Annotated in this window: 17 protein-coding genes; 13 read left to right on the top strand and 4 right to left on the bottom strand. The window is 70.2% G+C overall.

Going from position 1 to position 18,359, the window contains the following annotated elements; translation table 11 throughout:
* Window positions 1–213: 213 nt before the first annotated feature.
* From ACZ5NJ_RS34345 to ACZ5NJ_RS34335, 3 genes are all read left to right on the top strand, one after another.
* Window positions 214–1,083, top strand: a complete 870-nt coding sequence (locus ACZ5NJ_RS34345; protein ID WP_468770246.1) for an ETEC_3214 domain-containing protein — start codon at window positions 214–216, stop codon at window positions 1,081–1,083.
* Between the two features lie 170 nt (window positions 1,084–1,253).
* Window positions 1,254–2,687 carry a serine/threonine-protein kinase gene (locus ACZ5NJ_RS34340; RefSeq protein ID WP_468770245.1) on the top strand — a complete coding sequence of 478 codons (1,434 nt, stop codon included), beginning with the start codon at window positions 1,254–1,256 and terminating at the stop codon, window positions 2,685–2,687.
* Between the two features lie 227 nt (window positions 2,688–2,914).
* Window positions 2,915–3,784: a hypothetical protein gene (locus tag ACZ5NJ_RS34335; protein WP_468770244.1), complete on the top strand. Its 870-nt coding sequence runs from the start codon at window positions 2,915–2,917 to the stop codon at window positions 3,782–3,784.
* A 326-nt stretch (window positions 3,785–4,110) separates the two neighbouring features.
* Here the strand turns inward: ACZ5NJ_RS34335 and ACZ5NJ_RS34330 are convergent, their stop codons facing one another.
* On the bottom strand, window positions 4,111–4,482 hold the full coding sequence (locus ACZ5NJ_RS34330; protein WP_468770242.1) for a hypothetical protein: 372 nt from the start codon (window positions 4,480–4,482) through the stop codon (window positions 4,111–4,113).
* A 464-nt stretch (window positions 4,483–4,946) separates the two neighbouring features.
* Window positions 4,947–5,291, bottom strand: a complete 345-nt coding sequence (locus ACZ5NJ_RS34325) for a hypothetical protein (protein WP_468770240.1) — start codon at window positions 5,289–5,291, stop codon at window positions 4,947–4,949.
* 264 nt (window positions 5,292–5,555) lie between these two features.
* Between ACZ5NJ_RS34325 and ACZ5NJ_RS34320 the strand changes: the two genes are divergently transcribed.
* Both ACZ5NJ_RS34320 and ACZ5NJ_RS34315 read left to right on the top strand, forming a co-directional pair.
* Window positions 5,556–6,272 carry an HNH endonuclease family protein gene (locus ACZ5NJ_RS34320; protein WP_468770247.1) on the top strand — a complete coding sequence of 239 codons (717 nt, stop codon included), beginning with the start codon at window positions 5,556–5,558 and terminating at the stop codon, window positions 6,270–6,272.
* A 155-nt stretch (window positions 6,273–6,427) separates the two neighbouring features.
* Window positions 6,428–6,955 (top strand): hypothetical protein, encoded by a 528-nt coding sequence (locus tag ACZ5NJ_RS34315; protein WP_468770239.1) that lies wholly within the window; start codon window positions 6,428–6,430, stop codon window positions 6,953–6,955.
* Window positions 6,956–7,083: 128 nt separating this feature from the next.
* On the opposite strand, the gene ACZ5NJ_RS34310 is transcribed toward ACZ5NJ_RS34315, so the two are convergent.
* Entirely contained in the window at window positions 7,084–7,653 is a 570-nt protein-coding gene (locus ACZ5NJ_RS34310; RefSeq protein ID WP_468770237.1) for a flavoprotein, read from the bottom strand.
* Window positions 7,650–8,897, bottom strand: coding sequence for a helix-turn-helix domain-containing protein (locus ACZ5NJ_RS34305; protein WP_468770235.1), 1,248 nt, complete (start codon window positions 8,895–8,897; stop codon window positions 7,650–7,652). The genes ACZ5NJ_RS34310 and ACZ5NJ_RS34305 overlap by 4 nt, the downstream gene beginning before the upstream one ends.
* 82 nt (window positions 8,898–8,979) lie before the next feature.
* On the opposite strand from ACZ5NJ_RS34305, the gene ACZ5NJ_RS34300 reads away from it, so the two are divergent.
* The 8 genes from ACZ5NJ_RS34300 (at window position 8,980) to ACZ5NJ_RS34265 (ending at window position 18,359) form a co-directional block, all read left to right on the top strand.
* Window positions 8,980–9,456, top strand: coding sequence for a cupin domain-containing protein (locus tag ACZ5NJ_RS34300; protein WP_468770234.1), 477 nt, complete (start codon window positions 8,980–8,982; stop codon window positions 9,454–9,456).
* A gap of 137 nt (window positions 9,457–9,593) precedes the next feature.
* Window positions 9,594–10,007, top strand: a complete 414-nt coding sequence (locus ACZ5NJ_RS34295) for a hypothetical protein (protein ID WP_468770233.1) — start codon at window positions 9,594–9,596, stop codon at window positions 10,005–10,007.
* A gap of 373 nt (window positions 10,008–10,380) precedes the next feature.
* Window positions 10,381–11,070: a sigma-70 family RNA polymerase sigma factor gene (locus tag ACZ5NJ_RS34290; RefSeq protein ID WP_468770230.1), complete on the top strand. Its 690-nt coding sequence runs from the start codon at window positions 10,381–10,383 to the stop codon at window positions 11,068–11,070.
* On the top strand, window positions 11,067–12,806 hold the full coding sequence (locus tag ACZ5NJ_RS34285; protein WP_468770227.1) for an IclR family transcriptional regulator domain-containing protein: 1,740 nt from the start codon (window positions 11,067–11,069) through the stop codon (window positions 12,804–12,806). Before ACZ5NJ_RS34290 ends, ACZ5NJ_RS34285 begins: the two co-directional genes overlap by 4 nt.
* Window positions 12,807–12,881: 75 nt before the next feature.
* Window positions 12,882–13,028, top strand: coding sequence for a hypothetical protein (locus ACZ5NJ_RS34280; RefSeq protein ID WP_468770226.1), 147 nt, complete (start codon window positions 12,882–12,884; stop codon window positions 13,026–13,028).
* A 347-nt stretch (window positions 13,029–13,375) separates the two neighbouring features.
* Window positions 13,376–15,172 carry a DEAD/DEAH box helicase family protein gene (locus ACZ5NJ_RS34275; protein ID WP_468770224.1) on the top strand — a complete coding sequence of 599 codons (1,797 nt, stop codon included), beginning with the start codon at window positions 13,376–13,378 and terminating at the stop codon, window positions 15,170–15,172.
* On the top strand, window positions 15,169–17,085 hold the full coding sequence (locus tag ACZ5NJ_RS34270; RefSeq protein ID WP_468770223.1) for a type I-E CRISPR-associated protein Cse1/CasA: 1,917 nt from the start codon (window positions 15,169–15,171) through the stop codon (window positions 17,083–17,085). Before ACZ5NJ_RS34275 ends, ACZ5NJ_RS34270 begins: the two co-directional genes overlap by 4 nt.
* Complete coding sequence (locus ACZ5NJ_RS34265; protein WP_468770221.1) at window positions 17,085–18,359, top strand: type I-E CRISPR-associated protein Cas7/Cse4/CasC; 1,275 nt, start codon at window positions 17,085–17,087, stop codon at window positions 18,357–18,359. Before ACZ5NJ_RS34270 ends, ACZ5NJ_RS34265 begins: the two co-directional genes overlap by 1 nt.

Below are 18,359 nucleotides of genomic sequence, written 5' to 3'. Positions count from 1 at the left end.
AACCACCCCGGCCACACCAACCCGCGCCCGGGAAAACCGCACCAACCCCACCCACACACCCCGCCACACCCCCACACCCACCACCACACCACCCCCCGACACAAGGCGACGACCACCCCCGGGTTGAACGCGAACGCCCGGCAGCCGAGCCCCAGGAAGGCATACGAACAGCGATCAGGACCGCGCACGGCCCGGGTAGGGCAGGATGCGCGGATGACCCTCCTGCCCACGATCGACACCAAGCTGAACGTGTGGACTCTGGCCGCCGTTCTGACCGCGCTGTACACGCTCCTCAACCTCGTGAAGGGGTGGTGGCGGACGCGTCTCGGCAAGAGCCGCGGGCTGTCGAAGGCGTACCGGCGGATGGCACCTCGGGTGCGCCACGACTACGTGAAAAGCCTGTTCGGTGAGCCTGCCTGGGAACACCGACAAGAGGCGCAGACCTACGGCACCGATGAGGACGTAGAGGTCGTCCTCACCCCTACCGAGCTGACCGTGCGGACCTGGCCGCTGGGCACACTCGGGTACCTGGTCACCTGGTCCGATGAGCACGACTCGGTGCTGATGCACTCCCTCACCACGCGCAGTCGCCTCTTCCGCCCGCGGGTGACCATCGGGCCCCACCGGATCACCCTGGGCCGCACGGCCTTGGCTTCCCTGCCTGACCCCAGCCCATACGCCGACGGCCCGTGGCTCGCGCTGGGAGCACGCCGGTTCAGCTACGCCGAGAAGCACTACTTCGGGAACGCCGGCGGCTACCTGCACTGGGCAGCCGGAGTGAGCGACGCCGGCGCTCCAGCTCTCCCTCCCGTCGGCTGCAACGGGGACGGCTGGGGACCTCAGGATCTGGAGGACTACCGGCGCCGGGCACGGATCAACTCCGTCCTCGTCGTCGGTGCCGCGATCGATCTGGGCAGTGTGCTGCCGTACGGGATCGCCCCGGACTACGACCGCGTTCGGCTGCTCGAACTCCGCCACCCCGCCCGGGGTGCGCTGGCCTCCTGGGTGCGGCGCATCCGGCATGCAGCACTGCGCAGACAGGTCGGACGCCAGCATCCGGACTCTGCCCACGTGCCTGAGTAGAGGGCCGTTGCCACGTCGGCGGGGCCAGCCATCGGGGGTCCAGGCCGCGCATGTCGATATCGTGCACCGCCCCTGCCCGCTGTGGACGTCCGCGGCATAACATCAGCTCCCTGCTCGCGTCTCAAAGGCACAATGCAGGCAAGGGTAGGCCGCGACTACTGGGGGGCGTTGTGGAGGCAGGGAACCAGCTGGCCGGGCGCTACAAGTTGATCGAGCGGCTCGGGCAGGGTGGCATGGGCCAGGTGTGGCGGGCCTTCGACGAACTACTCCAACGCGCGGTAGCGGTCAAAGTCCTCAACGACGCGGCAGGTGATCCACGGCTGGCGAGCCGCTTCCGCAGGGAAGCAACGATCGGTGCCCGGCTCCGCCATCCCGGCATCACGGTCGTCCATGATGTCGGGCGTGACGCCGGACGGTTGTTCATCGTGATGGAACTCCTCGACGGCCGCGATCTCGCCTCCCTCCTGGCCGAGTCACCGAACGGGTTACGCCGTGACGAGGCCGTCCGACTGGGGGTTCAGACAGCGTTCGCTCTGTCCGCGGCTCACGATCAGGGAGTCGTACACCGCGACCTGAAGCCGGCGAACGTGTTCCTACACCAGGGGCAGGTGAAAATCTGTGACTTCGGGATCTCGCGCTCCGCCGAGTCCACCCTCGGCCTGACCGACCCGGGCCAGCAGCTCGGAACAGCGCTGTACATGGCACCCGAGCAGTGGCGAGGGGAACCCGTCGACGCGCGCTGCGACCTGTACGCCTTTGGATGCCTGCTGTACGCGATGCTCACCGGAAACCCACCCTTCACCGGTGACTACTTCGCCCTGATGCGCCAACACACCGGCGAAGCACCCCTCCCACCGCGCATGCTGCGCCCCGAGATCCAAGGACCTCTCGAAGAGCTTGTTCTGGCGCTCCTCGCAAAGGATCCCCACGAGCGCCCCACAGACGCACGCACCGTTCTCACCGCTCTGACGGCCCTCACCCCCCGCTTGCCCCCGCCCCATCCCAAGTCAGCAACGCTGGCGTTCACTGGCACGGTGCTCCTCTACCAGCTCCTCAAGCAGGCAGAGACCGCTGGTGCGAGTAGCCCGGCCCAAGCACGAGACCTAACCGCCGCCGTCGTCGAGGCCGCTACAGCGACTCGGGGACCTGATCATCCCGAGACCCTTGAGGCCCGCGTCAGGCACGCCAAATGGGTCGGCGTCCAGGGCGAGTACATAACCGCACGCGATCTGAACGAAGCCCTCATCACCGATCACATCCGCGTACTCGGACCCGACCACCCCAGCACACTCGCCATACGCCGACAGCACGCTATGGCGGTCTGGAGCGCCGGGGACTCCGCCACCGCACGCGACCTGTATAGCGCCCTCATCACCGACTACACCCGCGTACTCGGACCCGACCACCCCACCACACTCGCCGCACGCCAAGACCACGCCCTGGCGGTCGCGTACGTCGGGGACGCCGTCACCGCACGCAACCTGTATGAGGCCCTCATCACCGACTACACCCGCGTGCTGGGACCCGACCATCCACAAACGCTTGCCATGCAAAGAGTCCGAGCGTCCTGGGCGCAGGAGGCGGATCGGTTCCACGAGAACTGAAGCCGACGTTGACGGTGGTGGGTACCGCGTGTCGCTTGTGTGTGGATCGGCTCGCGGTGTGGAATGCGGATCGGTCTCAAGGAGACCGTGCCCTGCGTCCGCCCGACCTTGAGGACGCCTCAGCGGGGGCAGAAGTGGGCTCCGCCCGCGCCGGCTGACTGCCATTGTTTCGAGCCCGCGACCCGCCGTCGGGCCGGAGTCGGGACGGTTTCACGGCCGAGGTACGCATGGCCGCCACCGCGCTGCAACGTGATGCCGAACGGCTCGCCCTCTACACCGGTCTCCCCTACCAAAGCGCCCACCAGATCGTGGGAGCGACCCGGCGCTCGGCCGCGGTGATCCCCCGGCCTTCGCCGCAGCAGGAACTGCTGGAACGCTGGCTGTTCCGTCGCATCGCCTGGCCGACGTACGACCCGGTTCGTCCGTGGGGCATCACGTCGGTGCGTCCGGAAGCCGACGGCCTGACCATCCGCTTCGAGGGCGACTACATGGCCGAGGAGCTGGCCTGCCTGCTGCCGCCCCGGCTCACCATCGACGGCGAGTTCTACGGCATTCCCGGGGCTCGCTTCTCCCCGCCCTCGAAGAAGGGCGTCGAGATGATCCTGCTCGGGACGTCCGCCCGGATCCGAATGACCGGGATCGATCCGACAGCGTGGAGGACCGCGTGGACGGCGGAGCGGCATCAAGCAGCAAAGGCGGGCGACGTTCTGTGCCACCTCGGGTCGCCCCACTCCTGGACACAGCACGAGCGGCTCTACGCAGTCGGCGCCGGGGTCGGAAGGGTTCCCCGTACCCGGCGTGCTGAGGCCTCAGCCTGGCTGGCCAGCGCCCTGCTCAGGCGGGTGGGCCTGTGGTCTGCCGCCGGGATCGCCCTGTCCACCACGTCCTGGACCAACCCAGAGAACGGCGGAGAGCAGTGGATCATCGACCACATCCACCAGGCCACCCCCGACCCTCCACCACGACGAACTCGTCCACCTGCTGACCGACCCGGAATGGGGCATGCAGATCAAGATCGAGGACCGTTGGTGCACGTGCGCACACCGGGGCGGGATGTGCCTTATCAAGCTGAGAAGTACCCAGGGCGAAGCGGGTGAGCTGGAGCTTCGCTTCCCCCGCAGGGGGACCCCTCGCTCGGTTCAGGCGTACGGCCAGGAGCTGTACGCGGCGAAGACTCGCGCTTCCATCCCCGTTCCCGCACGGCTAAGGCGCCCGCGGTGCCGAGGTCGGGCCGCCGGGATCGCAGGGTCGGGGCAGGATGTGGCAGGCCGGTTCCAGGGGGAACGCATGGTCGGCCGTCGACTGGAGGCCGCCCCCGAGGGCGGCGCGGGAACGCAGGGCCGGCAGGTGCTGGTGAAGGTCGTGAGCAAGTAGCGGTGGGGCTCTCGAATCTGGTCGGGTGACGCTCCCAACCGGCGAGAGGTCAGTAGGTACCGCGCCAGATGGTCAACTTCAGGGCGATGTATCCCGCCTTTCCCCCGCCCTCAGTCACCTGAGCAAGTGCGATGAGTCCGGTCGGGGCGAGGATGCAGAAGCGGTCGCCGGCTGGTAGGTAGTAGGCGTCGATGTCGTTCGTGAATCGAGTGACCGTGCTGCACGTGTCGTAGGAGCCGGGTTCCTTCCGGTCCAGGTAGACAAACTGTGCCGTGGCGGTGCGCAGATGGCCCGAGTACCAGTAGATCTCCTTCTGATCATTACGGCTGACGGGGCGCAGGTTGTCGAGGGCGAAACCGTAGTCCGGCGTCAGCTCCACGGTCTGGACTTTGTAGACGTCGGAAGGCTGTTCGGTCGCCACAGAAGGCGGCGTCGTTGACGTCTCCGCGGTGGGACTCGGTGTCGGCGATTCCGCCGCCGGGGAGGGTGTGGTCGCCGGAGGCGCCGGAGCGCTGGCTGTAGGCGAGTGGAGAAATACGGGGAGGCCAAGGAACCCGAGGAGCAGTCCTGCCACGGCGGTGACAGCCGAGATCCATGCGGGCGCGTCTGCGAAGCGCCGACGTCGGGGTGCCTCGCTGGCTGGATGAGACTGGGGCGCTGGCGAGTCAGCAGGCGGTTCGGGCGTGGCGGTCATGGCTCTCCCCCAGAGTCAGGTGTGGTGCGTGCCGCATTCTGAGGCATGCGAACCCAACCTTGTTCGGGAACATCGAAGGTTGGCCAGAACCTTTCCCGTATCCGAGCCATGTCCTTCGCACCACATAGGACACGGTCTTAAGGCCGCAGGCGTAACCGGCCTCCGGCCGGCCTGGAGGGCCGACCGCGAACCTAGGCGCAGGCGGGGGGCGGGTAGATCATCACGCCGCCGACCGTGGGCACGCACCGCGTGCCCACCGGCAGCTCCTCCACGACGGCGAGGCCGTCGATCGGCCCGTCGAGCACGATGCGCTGGAGGTGGTCCCGGCCGTAGAGCACCGTCCCGGGGGCGGCCCGGGTGCCGGTCAGACAGAGCACCGGGTCCGCGGCGAACCGCCCGCCGGCCTCGGTTGCGATCGTCACCGCGGACGCGTTCAGCTCCGCCTGCGCCGTTTCCACCGGCGTGTGGCACGGCGGACACACGATCAGCACCAGGCGGCCGCCCTCGTAGCGGCCGCTCCAGTCTTCGGCTTCCACCGACGACCAGTCCCGCGGCGCCCGCGTACCGCAGCGCCCACACTCCAGCCGTGCCCGGCGCGTACGCCCCGCCTTCATCCGTCCCATAACCGGAACAACGCCCCGGCCCCGCATCCGGTAGCGGCGCGGAACGGAGCGCATGCGTCTTCGGCGCAGGCTCGTTTCTCCGGTGAATTGGGCCACCCGCCCGGGTGAGCCGGGAGCCTCGCGGCTTTCGGAGCCGCGCTTTGACCCGCTACACCGACGCACGTGATCAAGAACCTGATGCAGCGAGCGCTGCCGGCGCTCGCGCTCTGCGCCCTTCCCGTCCTGTCTGCTGCTCCGCCCGCGCATGCCGCTCTTGGTCAGAGCGGTGCCGTCCCAGCGGCTGCCGGAGTGGCAGGGCAGGTGGCCGCCCGTGCTCCGCTGCCGCTGTTCGAGGCGATCGACCAGCTGACCGTCGCTCCCGAACACCGCGAGGGCTACCAGCGAGACCTCTACAAGCACTGGAACAAGGGATTGAACGCCTCCGACAGCTGCGACACCCGCAAGGAGGTCATCCTGTCCGAAGCCGTTGTGGCGCCGCAGGTCGCGGCCGGCTGCAAGCTGACCGGCGGCTCCTGGCGCAGCGCGTACGACGACGTGGTGGTGACGGACGCGGCCCGGCTGGATGTTGATCATTTCGTACCGTTGGCCGAGGTGTTCGACTCGGAGAAGGTGGCGTGGTCGGCGGCGCGGCGGGAGGCGTACGCGAACGACCAGGCGTCCCCGGACACGCTGATCGCGGTGTCCGCCGCCTCGAACCGGTCCAAGGCGGACAAGGACCCGGCGGAGTGGCTGCCCTCCGACGGCTCCTTCCACTGCACGTATGCCGCGACGTGGGTGGGGACGAAGCTGCGGTGGGACCTGGCCGTTGACGAGGCCGAGCGCCAGGCGCTCCTCGGGCTCGCCGAGGACTGCCCTACCACCACGGTGGTCTACGAGCCCGCCCTCGTGTCCTGACCCGAGGGCGGGAGGTCCGTCCCGGGCCTGGTTGAGCGGCCGGTGGCGGCGCGGCGGCGGCGTCACCGACCCTCCACCCGGATCACCCCTGCTGGCACGCTTCCTTCCCTCCACCGCCTCGTTGTCCCGGGCACTCGATCAACGGAGGCCCGCTCATGCTCAGGACACCCCCGGCCTGCCGGCTCGCGGCGGTACTGGCGGCGGCCGTCGTCATCGTGGCCGGCGCTGGGGGTGGCCCCGCGTACGCGGTGGAGCGGTGCGCGGTGTCCACCAAGACCGTCGACAACCCCGGCTACAGCGGGCCCTGGCCCGACAACTGGGACTTTACGATCCGGGCCTGCGTGACCGAGTCCGGTCCGAATGTCCGGCACTGGGCGACGGTCTCGTGGGACCTCCCGGCATCGACCACCCACGCCGGCTCCATCTTCAACACCGCGCACGTCGAAGTGACCGCGATGACCGCCGGGGGCGGTCCGGCCGTGACGAAGCGCACCGATCTGACCCAGCGCCTGAACAAGGCGAAGGACGGGTCGATCACGCCCGCGTCCTACTCCTCGCACTGGTCGAGCCGCCACCGCATCTACACGGACGTGATCCTGTTCCTCGACTGGAAAGGCGACGGGAAGGGACCCCAGAAGCTCCACTTCACGCCCTCCCCCTCCATCCCCGGTTCCATGCGCTGACACCGCCCCCGGCGACTGCGATCCACCGACGACGAACCGCGTCGGTTGGGTCGGATGAGGCAGGGCATCGTCCGCCGCGGTCAGGATCCGGGGCTGTCCGCAGCGGCGCGGCTCGGAGCAGGTCGGGTTCAGGGTGTAAGGGCTTCCTCCAGGGTGTCGAGCGCGAGGTCCCAGGGGTAGGCGTCGACGTTTCCGTGTTTGGGCTGGTGGGGGCGGAAGCCGGGTCCGTTGCCGTCGTCGAGGAGGTAGTGGACCCCGGCTCGGCGGAGGGTGGCGATGGCGGGGGCGAGGGCGGGGTGCTGGGCCTGGGCGGCGTTGATGTAGGGGAGGGCCACGACGGGTCGGTGCGGCATGCCGAGGGCTTCGGTGATGAGGCCGAGGGCGAGGGTGTCGGCGTGGCCGGCGGCCCACTTCGTCGTCGTGTTCAAAGTGGCCGGAGCGACGAGGAGCGCGTCGGGGTCGGGCAGGACGTCGGACTGGGAGGGAAGTTTGTAGGTGTGGCGGACCGGGTGTCCGGTCAGCTCTCGCCAGGAGTCGAGCTCGCTGTCGCCGCCGGCTTCTTCGACGGACCAGCGGTGTGCGGCGGGGGTGAGGACGAGGGCGACGTCCCAGCCGCGGGCCTGGGCGGCCTTGATGCCGGTGGTGACGTGGCGGGCGGGCGGGGCGGCGCAGGAGATGACATACAGGGTTCGGGTCACGCGGGTAGTCCACAGCGCTCGGCGAGCGCGCGCAACCGTCCCTCGGCGCTGCCGACGCCCAGGAGGCGGAGGTCTTCGATGAGTTGGTGGGTGCGGGGGCGGGTCAGGACCTCTTCGGGGGCTTCGCGTTCGGCGTCCAGGAGGGTGTCGAGGGCCTGCTCTCGCTGTCCGGCCTGGGTGTAGGCGTGGGCGAGGTCGGTGAGGAGGTGGGCCCGGCGCTCGCGTGGGAGGGCGGCCCGCTGGTGGGCGGTGATGGCCTGGGCGACGGCGGCGCCGGCTGCGCCTTCGTAGAGCTTGACGTGGGCGGCGAGCCGGTAGAGGGAGACGTTCGTGGCGCTGAAGGCGGTGAAGAGGGCGTTGCCGTCCGCGTCGGGCGGGAGCTGGTGGGCGTGTTCGTCGGCTTGGTCGAGGAGGTCGGGGACCTGGCGGGCGGCGGCGGGTGCGCGGCGGTCGGTGAGGGTGGCGGCGGTGGCCTGGGCCATGGCGGCCTTGAGGTAGAGCATGCCGAGGGTGGACAGGCCGGCCGCTCCGCGGCTGGTGAGGTTGGGGGTGAGGCGGGCGGCTGCTGCCTGGGCGAAGGCGGCGGCGGCGTGGGGTTGTCCCTCGGCGGTGAGGGCGTCGGCGAGGTGGCGGGCGGCGGAGGCCTGGATGACGGGGTCGCCGGAGCGTTCGGCGGCCAGGACGGCGCGGTGGCCGGCGAGGGAGGCGATGTCGGTGGCTCCTGCCTTGATGGCGAGTGCTTCGGTGAGCTGGAGGGTCATGGACAGGGCGCGGTAGGCGGCGAGCTGGTCGTCGCCGTCGTGGAGGGCGGCGGCGTGGGTGGCGTCGGTGAGGAGGGCGGGGATGCGGCCGCTGAGGCTGGTGAAGGCGGCGCTGGCCTGGAAGAGGCGCCAGGCGTGGTGGACGGAGCGGCGTAGGGTGTCCACGTCGAGTGGGTGGGTGTCGGCGTCGGGGGTGCCGGTGGCGATGTCGTGGCGGTGCAGGGCCACGCGGATCGCCTCCATCTCGCCCGCCTCGTCGGCGGTTTCGTCGGAGGTGTCGGCGAGGAGGACGGGCAGGGGGACGGCCAGGACGCGGGCGGCGGTTTCGAGGACGGAGAGGCGGGGGTCGGCCTGGCGGGAGCCGGCCTCCAGGTCTTGGACCCATCGTTTGCTCTTGCCCATCAGCGCGCCGAACGCGGTCTGGGTCAGGCGGCGGCGCCCGCGCCAGCAGGCGATGTTCTCTCCGATGCGGCGGGTGTCCATGAGCACGGCTCCCAGGGGGCGGTGGAATCTGGCACGCACACTGCGTGCCTACATACCGTTGTACTCCGCTTACGGTGCGTCCATGACCCGATCCGACAACGGCACCCTGCCGTGGGCTGCCCTCCTCGACCCGACTCCCGAAGTCTTCTTCGAATTCCGCAAGGGCCACTCGGTATGGGCCGCGTGCGGCTGGACCTGGGACGCCGTCGCCGTCATGCCTCTTCAGAGAGGCCTCGCGGCCCTGGACGAGCTGGCTCTCCCGATGGACGGCGAGTACACCGTCATCGCCGACCACGCGCGCCAGGAACTCATCGTCTACATCCCCTGCGGCACAGGTGCCGTCCTCGACGGCCTCCCGGGCGTACGTGTGCTGGGCCGGGGAACCGACCTCCTTGTCCCGGCCGGCCAGTACGGGACCTTCGCTGCGGCTTGGCTCAGCCGCCCCGGCGGCGAAGCAGAGGAGGCCTTTATCACTCCCGACCGGCTGCGGGCCGCGCTCCTCGCGGTGGATGCCGCGCACCACACCTGCGAGACTGCGGAGCCCGCCCTCGCCGAATAGTGCTCCCCCGCTCGCCGTTCACCGTCACCGGCCTCCGTGGACTGCCCCGTCGGCAGTCGGCGGGGGCCTTCCTCTGTTACAGGAAGGCACGCACACCGCGTGCCCACCCCTGCGGAATGCGGCCGTACGGTCCGAACATGACCGAGACCCAGCACCCCCTCGCCGTCCCCGCCGCCGATGCCGCTCTCCAGCCTCAGGTGTTGAGCGGCCCCTCGTTCGGCCAGGACCTCGTCCGCACTCTCCAGCAGGCCACTACCGTCGTCGGGGGGCTCGCCTTCCCCGACGGCGCCGATGGTTCCAGCGACGTCGAGGTGTCCGCGTTCGGCGCCATCGTCTGCACCGGCGACAGCCCCGCCGACGCCCTGCAGGCCGCTGCCACGGTCGCCCGCCAGGCCCCCGGGCTGGAGATCCACGCCCTTGCCTGGGCACGCGCCGACGGGCCCCGAGAAGGCAGCTTCGAGTACAAGGTGACGATGACCGTCACCGCGCCCGACCCTTCCACCGGCGAGCACGGCGGCGCCACCCACCACGAGCGGGGCCGCCACTTCTAGGGCCGGCCCGAGTGACCGCGGGCGCCGTCATCTCCCTGACGGTGCCCGGCGCTTGGTGAACGGCATGGCTCCTTAGGTGACCGATTCACGCTCGAATGATCACCGTATTTGCGCGTTGAAGTTTTTTCGGGATCGCGTGTACCCAAACGAGGTCTCCCGAACGCTGTCCTTCTCAGAGGCACCCGCGAAAGGACCCACGGTGCTTGATCTTCCTAGGAGGACACGTGCAGCTGAACGCTGCGCTGCCGGTGGCCGCAGTCGAGCCACCGGTGCCACCCGCCGGCCCAGAACGGATCGCTCGGCCGGCCCGCGGCCGCATAGCGGCTCACGCCAGCGATCGGTGCCGGGTACTCGGCGGTTGCGGGGTGGGCCGGTGAGCGACGTGGGCACTGCCGAGCACGATGACCCGGCTGGCGCGACGCGCGACGCCTGGGGCCGTCACCTGTCCCAGCCGGCAGCCAAACCGGCCGGCATGCCCCGTGTGATCCGAGACGCTCCGGTCCCTCCGGTGCCGGTGCCGCCGCAGCCGGAGGCCCCGGATCACTGGACACCGGAGCAGGTCACGAGGTTCCAGGAGTACCACGAGCAGTACGCGGAAAAGTTCCTCTGGTACGCGGACGCGAGACTGCCCAGCCGTTTCGACGCTGAGGACGCTGTCCACAGCACCTTCGAATACGTGGTGGAGCAGTGGGCCAGGGTGACGACGATGGAGTTCCCGTCCGCCTACGGCTGGACGGTGCTCAGGAGCCGGATCGCCGACCTGCACCGCGAGGGCAGCCGTATCGGTCCGGTCGACGACGAGCGGCTGCAGGAGGAGATCGGCCATCGGCTCATGGCGGATCACGGCGAGGAGATCGTCAACCTGATGAGCCTCCTTGAGGAAATCAGGGAGCTTCCCGAGCGCCAGGAGCAGGCGCTCGTGCTGGATGCGCTCGGTGTACCGGTCGAGGAGATGGCCGAGCTCATGGGGATCAAGGAGGAATCGGCGCGGATGAATCTCAAACGGGCCAAGGCCCGACTGAAGCGGCGGCTTGACGCTGGGGGACGGAGGCGGAAGTGGTGAGCCAGGCGGACACGTCCTGGTCCCTCGATGCCAGGACCGGGGCTGACAGCGGATCCCGGCTGCGGTACGACGTCTCGGCCGCCTACGACCGGCTGATGGCGGCCGCGGCCAGTCGGCGGCCTCTGCCCGAGTACCCCGGGATCACGGCCGGCGAGGAGGCGGAACGGGAACTGGACACGCTGTGCCAGAGCGTTGTGCTCGACCCGCAGTCCGGTCTCGACATCGCTCTGCTCGCGCAGGACTTCGGCCTGACCACCAGCGGCGCGGTAGCCTTCGGCTGTCTCCTTCACCTGGTCCGTGACGAGGCCGCCTCCTTCTGGTGGGAGTTCGCCGCCGGCGCGGGCGAGCACGAGGCCGCCTACCTCCTGATGCTCGACCACAAGCGGCGCGCCGAACTCCGCGACGCGGAGCTGTGGCGTAAGCGGCTCCATTCGGCGCTGACCCCACGGCCGGGCGGCCCCACCGGTCGCGGCTGGCGTGATCAGCCGCTCCCGTCCGCAGAGCTGCGCCGGGAGCTGCACCAGGCCACTCGCCATGCAGAACGCCACGAGCACGAGGACCTGGGCGTGATCGTGCTGGCGACCCCGCGCCTGGCTGAGGCCCTCCAGGAGCTCACCAGCGCATCCCTGGCTCCGGACAACGCGAGTGAGGACGTCTCCGCGCACGAACAGCCCGATCTGACGGCGAACGGTCTGCACGGTGGCCCCGAACCGGCTGAACAGACGGCGGCCGCACCGGCCAGCTCGGAAACTGCGCCGGGCGCCCCGCCGGTCCGGCCTCAGCCCCCGAAGGGATGGACGCCACCGCCGGGCAGGCCCGGTGAGGCCTTCGACCAGAGCGGTCACGCTCCGGCGGCATGGGAGGACTCTCTTCGGGTCCTGGATGTCCTCCACCTCATCCGCGAGACCGGATCCGCCGACATCCAGGCCGTCGCCCGGACCGCGGGGATCACCCCCCGCGGAGCGGCAGAGCTGTTGTCGTGGCTCGCCGACAACAACCTCGGCCGCCGGCTGGACACGCACACCTACGGTCCCGGCCCCCTTCTGGTCGAGATCGCGCGCGGCAACTCCGTTCTGCAGGGTGTCCTTGACCAGCTGTGTGCCGATACCGGCGCGGCGATCTACCTCAGCACCTACACCGACGGGGAGATCCTCATCCCCCACAGTGCCTCGGGCCCGCAGGCCCCCCAGGTCACCGTGACCGTCGACTTCAAGGAGACACCGCATGCCAGTGCCGTCGGCAAGAGTCTGCTCTCCCAGCTGCCGCCGGCCGCACGGGCCGACCTTCTCTCCCGGCACCGGCCCAAGCCCCTAACTCCCAGAACCATCACCAATGCCGACCGGCTGATCGACACCATCGACCGATACGGCCCGCAGAGCCCCTACTTCGACGTTCTCGAATACAGCAACGAGGGGGTCTGCGTCGCGATCTCCCTGCCCCTGGCCGGGCAGGCGTGCTCGGTCGCGCTGTCCCTGCCCCTCGCCGAACACCACCGGCTCCTGGACTCCGCCGAAGCACTCAGCAACCGCTCCACCGGCCTGTTCCTCGCCCTGGTCCTCGCCACCAACCCCACCACCCCGGCCCCTGCGGCCCGCCCCGTGCCGGAGCGCGCCGCACCGGGACCCGGCCTCGCGCGGCCGGGGCTGTGGACCCCACGGGCCGGCCTGGCGACACCTCCCGCCCTCATCCCCCACCTCGCGGACCATCACCCGCGCCTGCTCTACACCGCCCGCTGAACCACCCCGGGGCCCGGCACCAGCCCGGGCCCCGCCTACCCCCGAGACAGCCAGAACCCGAACAGGACCACGCACATGCTCAACGAGCCTGCGGACAAACCCCCCTCGTCCCACAGCCCCGCCCCGTCACCTTCCGCCAGCCAGACGATCACCAACTGGCTGGTGCCCACCGCCCTCCTTCTGGAGATCATCGGGCGCGCCATGAACATCCTGGCCCGCTGACCCCGACCGGTGCAGCACCAGCCGGCCAAGGGCCGGACTGAGCGATGCCGGTCCGAATTGCTTCCCCTGGATCCTCCGTCGGCACCTTCGGCGCCGAAGTGCCTATGAACCGATAGTCACTCTTAGTGGCTTCGATTTCACTTAGCGTGTCTCAGCCCGTAGGGTGTTCCTCGGCTCGTGAAGCCACAGGATCCGTACGTTCCGCCCCGTGACCGCGACGTACGCGCATGGATCCGAAGGTGCTTTGCATCAACACGACGTACCTGTCTTTCCCGCAGCGTGCCTATCAGTCAGGCCACCCGCGGATCACGGGATCTCCGCGAACGGCCCGTACCGAGGACGTTGCAATGACCACCGATCACGCCCGGAAGAGCGCTGTCCGACAGCAGGCGCGCGCCTCGGGACAGAACTATCTGCAGGCCGCTTTCAGCATTGCCGCAGGTGCGCCCGACCCGATCCGCGCGGCAGGACAGCAGTTCGTCCTGTCCTCCGAGTTCTGCGGGTCCTTCGCCGGGGTGGTGCACGACCGGGAATGGCTCGTCGATGTGTATCCGGCCCCGGAGGGGCGAGACCTGCCGCGCGGGCTCGCCCCGTTCGAGGCGCCGCCCCACTCGTGGGAGCGGTACGTGCAGGGCGAGATCAACCACCATCCCCTCCTTCCGCCCCTTCCCGCGGGAACCGTTCCGCCCCTGCGTGAGTATCAGCAAGAGCAGGTCGCCCGGCTGGTGGCCGCGCGGCGTCAGAACGCTCCCGGCTTTCTGTGGGCCCTGCCGACAGGGTCCGGGAAGACGCCGATGGCCGTCAGGGCGGTCTGTGCGGCGGCGGGGCGGACGCCGCAGAAGATCCTGGTGGTGACGCGCCTGCCCGTAGTCCCGGCCTGGCGGGCGGCCATCGACCGCTTCGCCACCAGCCGGCACCGGTGGGTGGTGATCAACCCCGAACGCCTGTGGCGGCTGCTGCGCCTCCCTGACGGCGGCCTGCACCGGATGCCGACGGACGAAGCGGCGAAGCTCGTCGCCTATGAGGGCGTATCGCGGGTCGACTGGGACACGGTCATCGTCGACGAGTGCCACATGCTCGCCAACTCCGAATCGAGAAGGACCCGCACCCTCCAGCGTCTGCTGAACCGCAGCGACGGGGAGCACGCGTTCGTCATGTGGGCGTCGGCCACACCGTTCTCCGAGCCCGAGGAGAGCGCCTACCTCGCCAGGCTGATCGCCCACGCGGCCGGTGTGGAGCCCCCTGGCGAGGAGGCCGACTACCGCCTGTGGCTCAAGGAGCTGGGCATGCGGCTGAACAACGACCGGCGGGGCCGCTGGTACCACCGCTTCAACCGCGCGGATGTGACCCGCCTGAGGGCCCTGCTCTACGAGTCGGGGGTGGGCTCCGCGGCCACGGCGTCGGACCTGAATCTGCCCGAACAGGAACGCGACGTCGTGCCCATCCAGCTGTCCGAAGCCGACCGGGTGCGCTACGAGCGGGCCTGGGAGGAGTTCCGCCGCTCTGAAGGCCTGGCCGTGTTCGGCGCCGCCGACCCGGGGTCCTACCGCGTCGAGGCGCTGCGCAAGGTGCAGAAGGCGTCGTTGGTGAAGGCGCCGTACGTGGCGGACATCGTGGTGGAGCAGGTGCGTCAGGGCCGGCAGGTCGTAGTGCCGATGTGGTTCGTGGAGTCGATCGAAGAGGTGGCCGTGTGGATCGCGCGGGGGCTGCGCAAGGCGGGCCTGGAGGAGCGGGTGGTGGCGATCACCGGGCGGCACGTCGAGCTGCGGGAGCGCAAGCGGGTGGCGTTCCAGCGGGGTGAGGCGCTGGTGGTGGTTCTCAACGCGTTGGAGGGCATCAACCTTCACGCCGACGAGGCCAACACCGACGGCAAGGGGGCTCGTGCCACCTCCACGCCGCGGGTGTGTGTCATCGCTGATGTGCTCACGGGCGGTAAGCGTGCACTGCAGGCCGAGGGCCGTACGCAGCGCGATGGCCGCTCCGCTCCCGTGATCTACGCGTACGCGGCCGGAACGGGAGAGGCACCGTGGACGGCGGCGACGTTCCGGTCGCTGTCGAACACGCTCGCCCTGAGCACCAACGAGCGGGACTCGGCGATGTTCGCCTGCCTCGCGGAGCAGATCATGCCGCAGGACGCGGCATGAGCATCGACTCGTTCAGCCTCGCCCACGAGCGGTGGGTGCCGGTGCGGGACCAGGACGGTGAGCAGTTCGCGGTGTCGGGGTGCACGGCCTTGGAACAGGCCGGTCGCCTCATGTTGGCCGTGACCGATCCGCTGGCGTACGCAGCCGTGATCCGGTTCCTGGTCGCCGTCCTCTACAGCAGCGGGGCAGGCCCGGGCTCGGAGGAGGCGTACACTCTGCGGTGTGCCGGCTCCGCCGCCGTCGACTGGGCCCGAGCAGCACAGTGGCTCAGCGCGCACGCCTGCGATGTCGACATCCTTCACCCGCTGCGGCCCCTATTCCAGGACTCTGCTCTGCACGCGGTGGCCCCGGTGCACGCGCTTCCCGTCCGTTACCTCGACCACACCTGCGCCGGGGCGTTGGGGCGGCCCCTGCTGGGGGATCACCGTCATCTTCATGCTGACCTCCCGGCGCTGGACCCCGCGCGAGCCGCCCTGCTGCTGCTGGCCCAGCAGATGTGGGCGGTCGGGGGCCGTCTGCGCTGCTCGGATGCCGTCTACGGCGCCGGCTCGAACTACGCCTCGGGCGCGGCCGCGTGCGGGCGGCTGACCTGGCTGCCGGACGGCACCCTGGCCGACGCCCTGACCTGGCGTACGGTCCCGGCCGCTGAGCAGGGGGCGGCGAACTGGACGTACCGGGTCCGAGGGGGCCCCAAGGAACGGCTGCAGCCGGCCGGGGAGCTGGATGCCCTGACGTGGATGCCGCGGCGCGTGCTGCTCCTTCGAGACGGCGACGGCCGTATCGGCCGAGCGCACTTCACCCAGGGCTGGCACCGCACGGCGGTGGAGCCCGGAGCAGCGGGGGCCACGGACCTGCTGTTCACCAGCAAGGGCAAGGGCCTGCCGTGCGCCGCCCTGATCACGCCCGAGGATCTGGTGCCGGTCGTCGACCGGTGGTGGCAGGCGGACAAGGGATCCCTTCCGGCGCGGATCCGCGCGGTGATGCGGCAGACCGGATGCGCCGCACCCGCCATGCGGGTGGTCGGCATCGCGACGGACCAGAAGAAGGTCCTCCACCTACGCGACCTGCAGGTGCCGGGAGAGCTCCTCACCGACGAACGGGCGGCCGACGCGGCCGAACTGCTGGCCTCCGTGCGGTACGCCATGCGCGGCCGGCACACCCTGCTCGACCTGTCCGGAGCTCATCTGCTCACCGACCCCGCCTTCCTGAACGCCGACCCCCGCGAACGCGCCCGCCTCACCGCCGACGCTCACCGCTCCCTCGCCCCCTCCCCCGGGGTGAAGGCGGCCGATCGCCAGCGCCTGTACCGCTTCCTGGCCGACCGTCTCCGAGAGAAGGAGCCCGACGTGACTTCCTTGTTCGTCACCGCAGACACCCCCGCGCCCAGCGAGCTGACGCCGGGCGAGCAGTTGGAGAAGCGGCTGCACGGCATCCGCGCCGGTGAACACAGCCGCAGCCTGCTGGGGCAGATGCGGCTGTGGGTCGGAGCGCCGCACGTCCCCAACCAGGCCAGCGAAGCGGTCACCCGGGGGCTTCCCGCCGAATATCGGGCGCCCGCGGTCCTGACCGCCGCGCTCTACGCCACCCACGCCCAGATGTACTTCGGCTCGTTCGGGCGTACGCCGCTGCCGCGCCTGATGCGCGCCTTCGGCAGCGGCACGAGCTTCGGTCCCCAGCACGGCCCCACCCAAACACAGATGAAGCACCTCCTGGCCACCACCCGGCCGGCCCTGCTGCTGCCGACCCTGACCAACCTTGTCCGCTACGCCGCCGCCCACGAGATGACTCCGTCGTGGTCGGCGCTCACCGACGACCTGTCCGCGTGGAACGCGGCGACCCGCGACCGCTGGGCCGCCATGTTCTACACCAGCCAGCCCCTCGCCGAGCTCGCCCAGATCGGAACCCGCTCCTGATGGCCCTCACCGACATCGCCGCCGACCCGCGGCTCATCGACACCACCGTCTATGACGGCAACTTCGTCGTCGCGCACGTCCTGACCACCTACACGGGTGTCTCGCTGAATCGGGACTTCTCCAACATGCCCAAGAGCATCGAGTTCGGCGACGCACCCCGGATGCGGGTGTCCGCCCAGTCCAAGGACCGTGCCATGCGTACGTTCTTCCGCCACTACACGCGCGAGACCGTCCAGGACACCGCCCGCTCCCGGTTCCTGCCCCAACAGACCGCCCGCCACCTGCAAGACCTCGGCCACAGCCTGGAGGAGGCCCACGCGCAGGCCGCGCTGATCGTGGCATCGGCGGGCATGCAGATCGACAAGGCCAACACCGAACGCACCCGTGCCATCGCCTACGTGCCCGCCCAGGCCCCCGAACGGCTCGCCGCTCTGGCCTCCGAGGTCTGGGACGAGACCAGCGAGGCGCGGATGAAAATGGGCCAGGCCATCGACGAGGCCATCGCCAAGCGGTCCAAGACGTCGAAGTCACCGGCCGACACCGGCGGCCAGGACACCGACGCGGAGGCGGAGGCATCAGGCGGCCGCAAGGGACCTGAGCCCGCCGGCATCCAGGCCCCGCAACTCCCGCAGCGCATCGTCGGACGCGCCGCCGCGGCCTTCGCCCCCGGAACCGTCGCCGAACTCGCCATCTTCGGCCGGATGCTCGCAGAAGTCCCCGAAGGCACCGTCTACTCCGCCGCCCAGGTCGCACACGCGTTCAGCGTCGACCGCCTGGCCATGATCAGCGACGACTGGACCGTGAAGGACGACTGGCAAGACCTCGGTGTTTTCGGAGCGGCCGGCAAGGGCAGCACCTACCTCGCCTCCGGCACGCTCTACCAGTACGCCGCCCTGGACCGCCGGGCCCTGCGCCGCACCCTGTCCACGAGCGCCACCCCTGCCGAGGCCGAATACCTCGCACGCCTGGCCGAGCAACTCTTCGTCACCGCGCTCGCCTACGCGACGCCCTCCTCCGCCCGCTCACGCACCGGATCGGCGGCCTGCCCCACCCTGACCATCGCCGCCGCAACCGACTACCCCCTCACCGCGGCCGCCTGCTTCGAGTCCGCCATCGAAGCCCCCGCCGCCGTCAGCGCCGCCCAGCGTCTGACCACCTACCTGCGCCGGGCGCAGCGCCACACCCCCCTCACGGGCGGCATCTGCCGCTGGCTCCCCCCGGCCGACGAGGACTGCCCCGCCCTGCCCCCGGTCCTGGCCTGCGAGGACGAGTGA

This window comes from Streptomyces sp. NPDC032091, from assembly GCF_055580265.1.
The sequence above is the reverse complement of the archived record's forward strand: the minus strand, read 5'-3'. Positions and strand labels throughout refer to the sequence as shown.

Coding starts and splice junctions, on each gene's coding strand:
- ACZ5NJ_RS34345 (WP_468770246.1), top strand. CDS start 214: ATGACCCTCCTGCCCACGATCGACACCAAGCTGAACGTGTGGACTCTG.
- ACZ5NJ_RS34335 (WP_468770244.1), top strand. CDS start 2,915: ATGGCCGCCACCGCGCTGCAACGTGATGCCGAACGGCTCGCCCTCTAC.
- ACZ5NJ_RS34320 (WP_468770247.1), top strand. CDS start 5,556: ATGCAGCGAGCGCTGCCGGCGCTCGCGCTCTGCGCCCTTCCCGTCCTG.
- ACZ5NJ_RS34315 (WP_468770239.1), top strand. CDS start 6,428: ATGCTCAGGACACCCCCGGCCTGCCGGCTCGCGGCGGTACTGGCGGCG.
- ACZ5NJ_RS34305 (WP_468770235.1), bottom strand. CDS start 8,897: ATGGACACCCGCCGCATCGGAGAGAACATCGCCTGCTGGCGCGGGCGC.
- ACZ5NJ_RS34300 (WP_468770234.1), top strand. CDS start 8,980: ATGACCCGATCCGACAACGGCACCCTGCCGTGGGCTGCCCTCCTCGAC.
- ACZ5NJ_RS34295 (WP_468770233.1), top strand. CDS start 9,594: ATGACCGAGACCCAGCACCCCCTCGCCGTCCCCGCCGCCGATGCCGCT.
- ACZ5NJ_RS34280 (WP_468770226.1), top strand. CDS start 12,882: ATGCTCAACGAGCCTGCGGACAAACCCCCCTCGTCCCACAGCCCCGCC.
- ACZ5NJ_RS34275 (WP_468770224.1), top strand. CDS start 13,376: ATGACCACCGATCACGCCCGGAAGAGCGCTGTCCGACAGCAGGCGCGC.
- ACZ5NJ_RS34270 (WP_468770223.1), top strand. CDS start 15,169: ATGAGCATCGACTCGTTCAGCCTCGCCCACGAGCGGTGGGTGCCGGTG.
- ACZ5NJ_RS34265 (WP_468770221.1), top strand. CDS start 17,085: ATGGCCCTCACCGACATCGCCGCCGACCCGCGGCTCATCGACACCACC.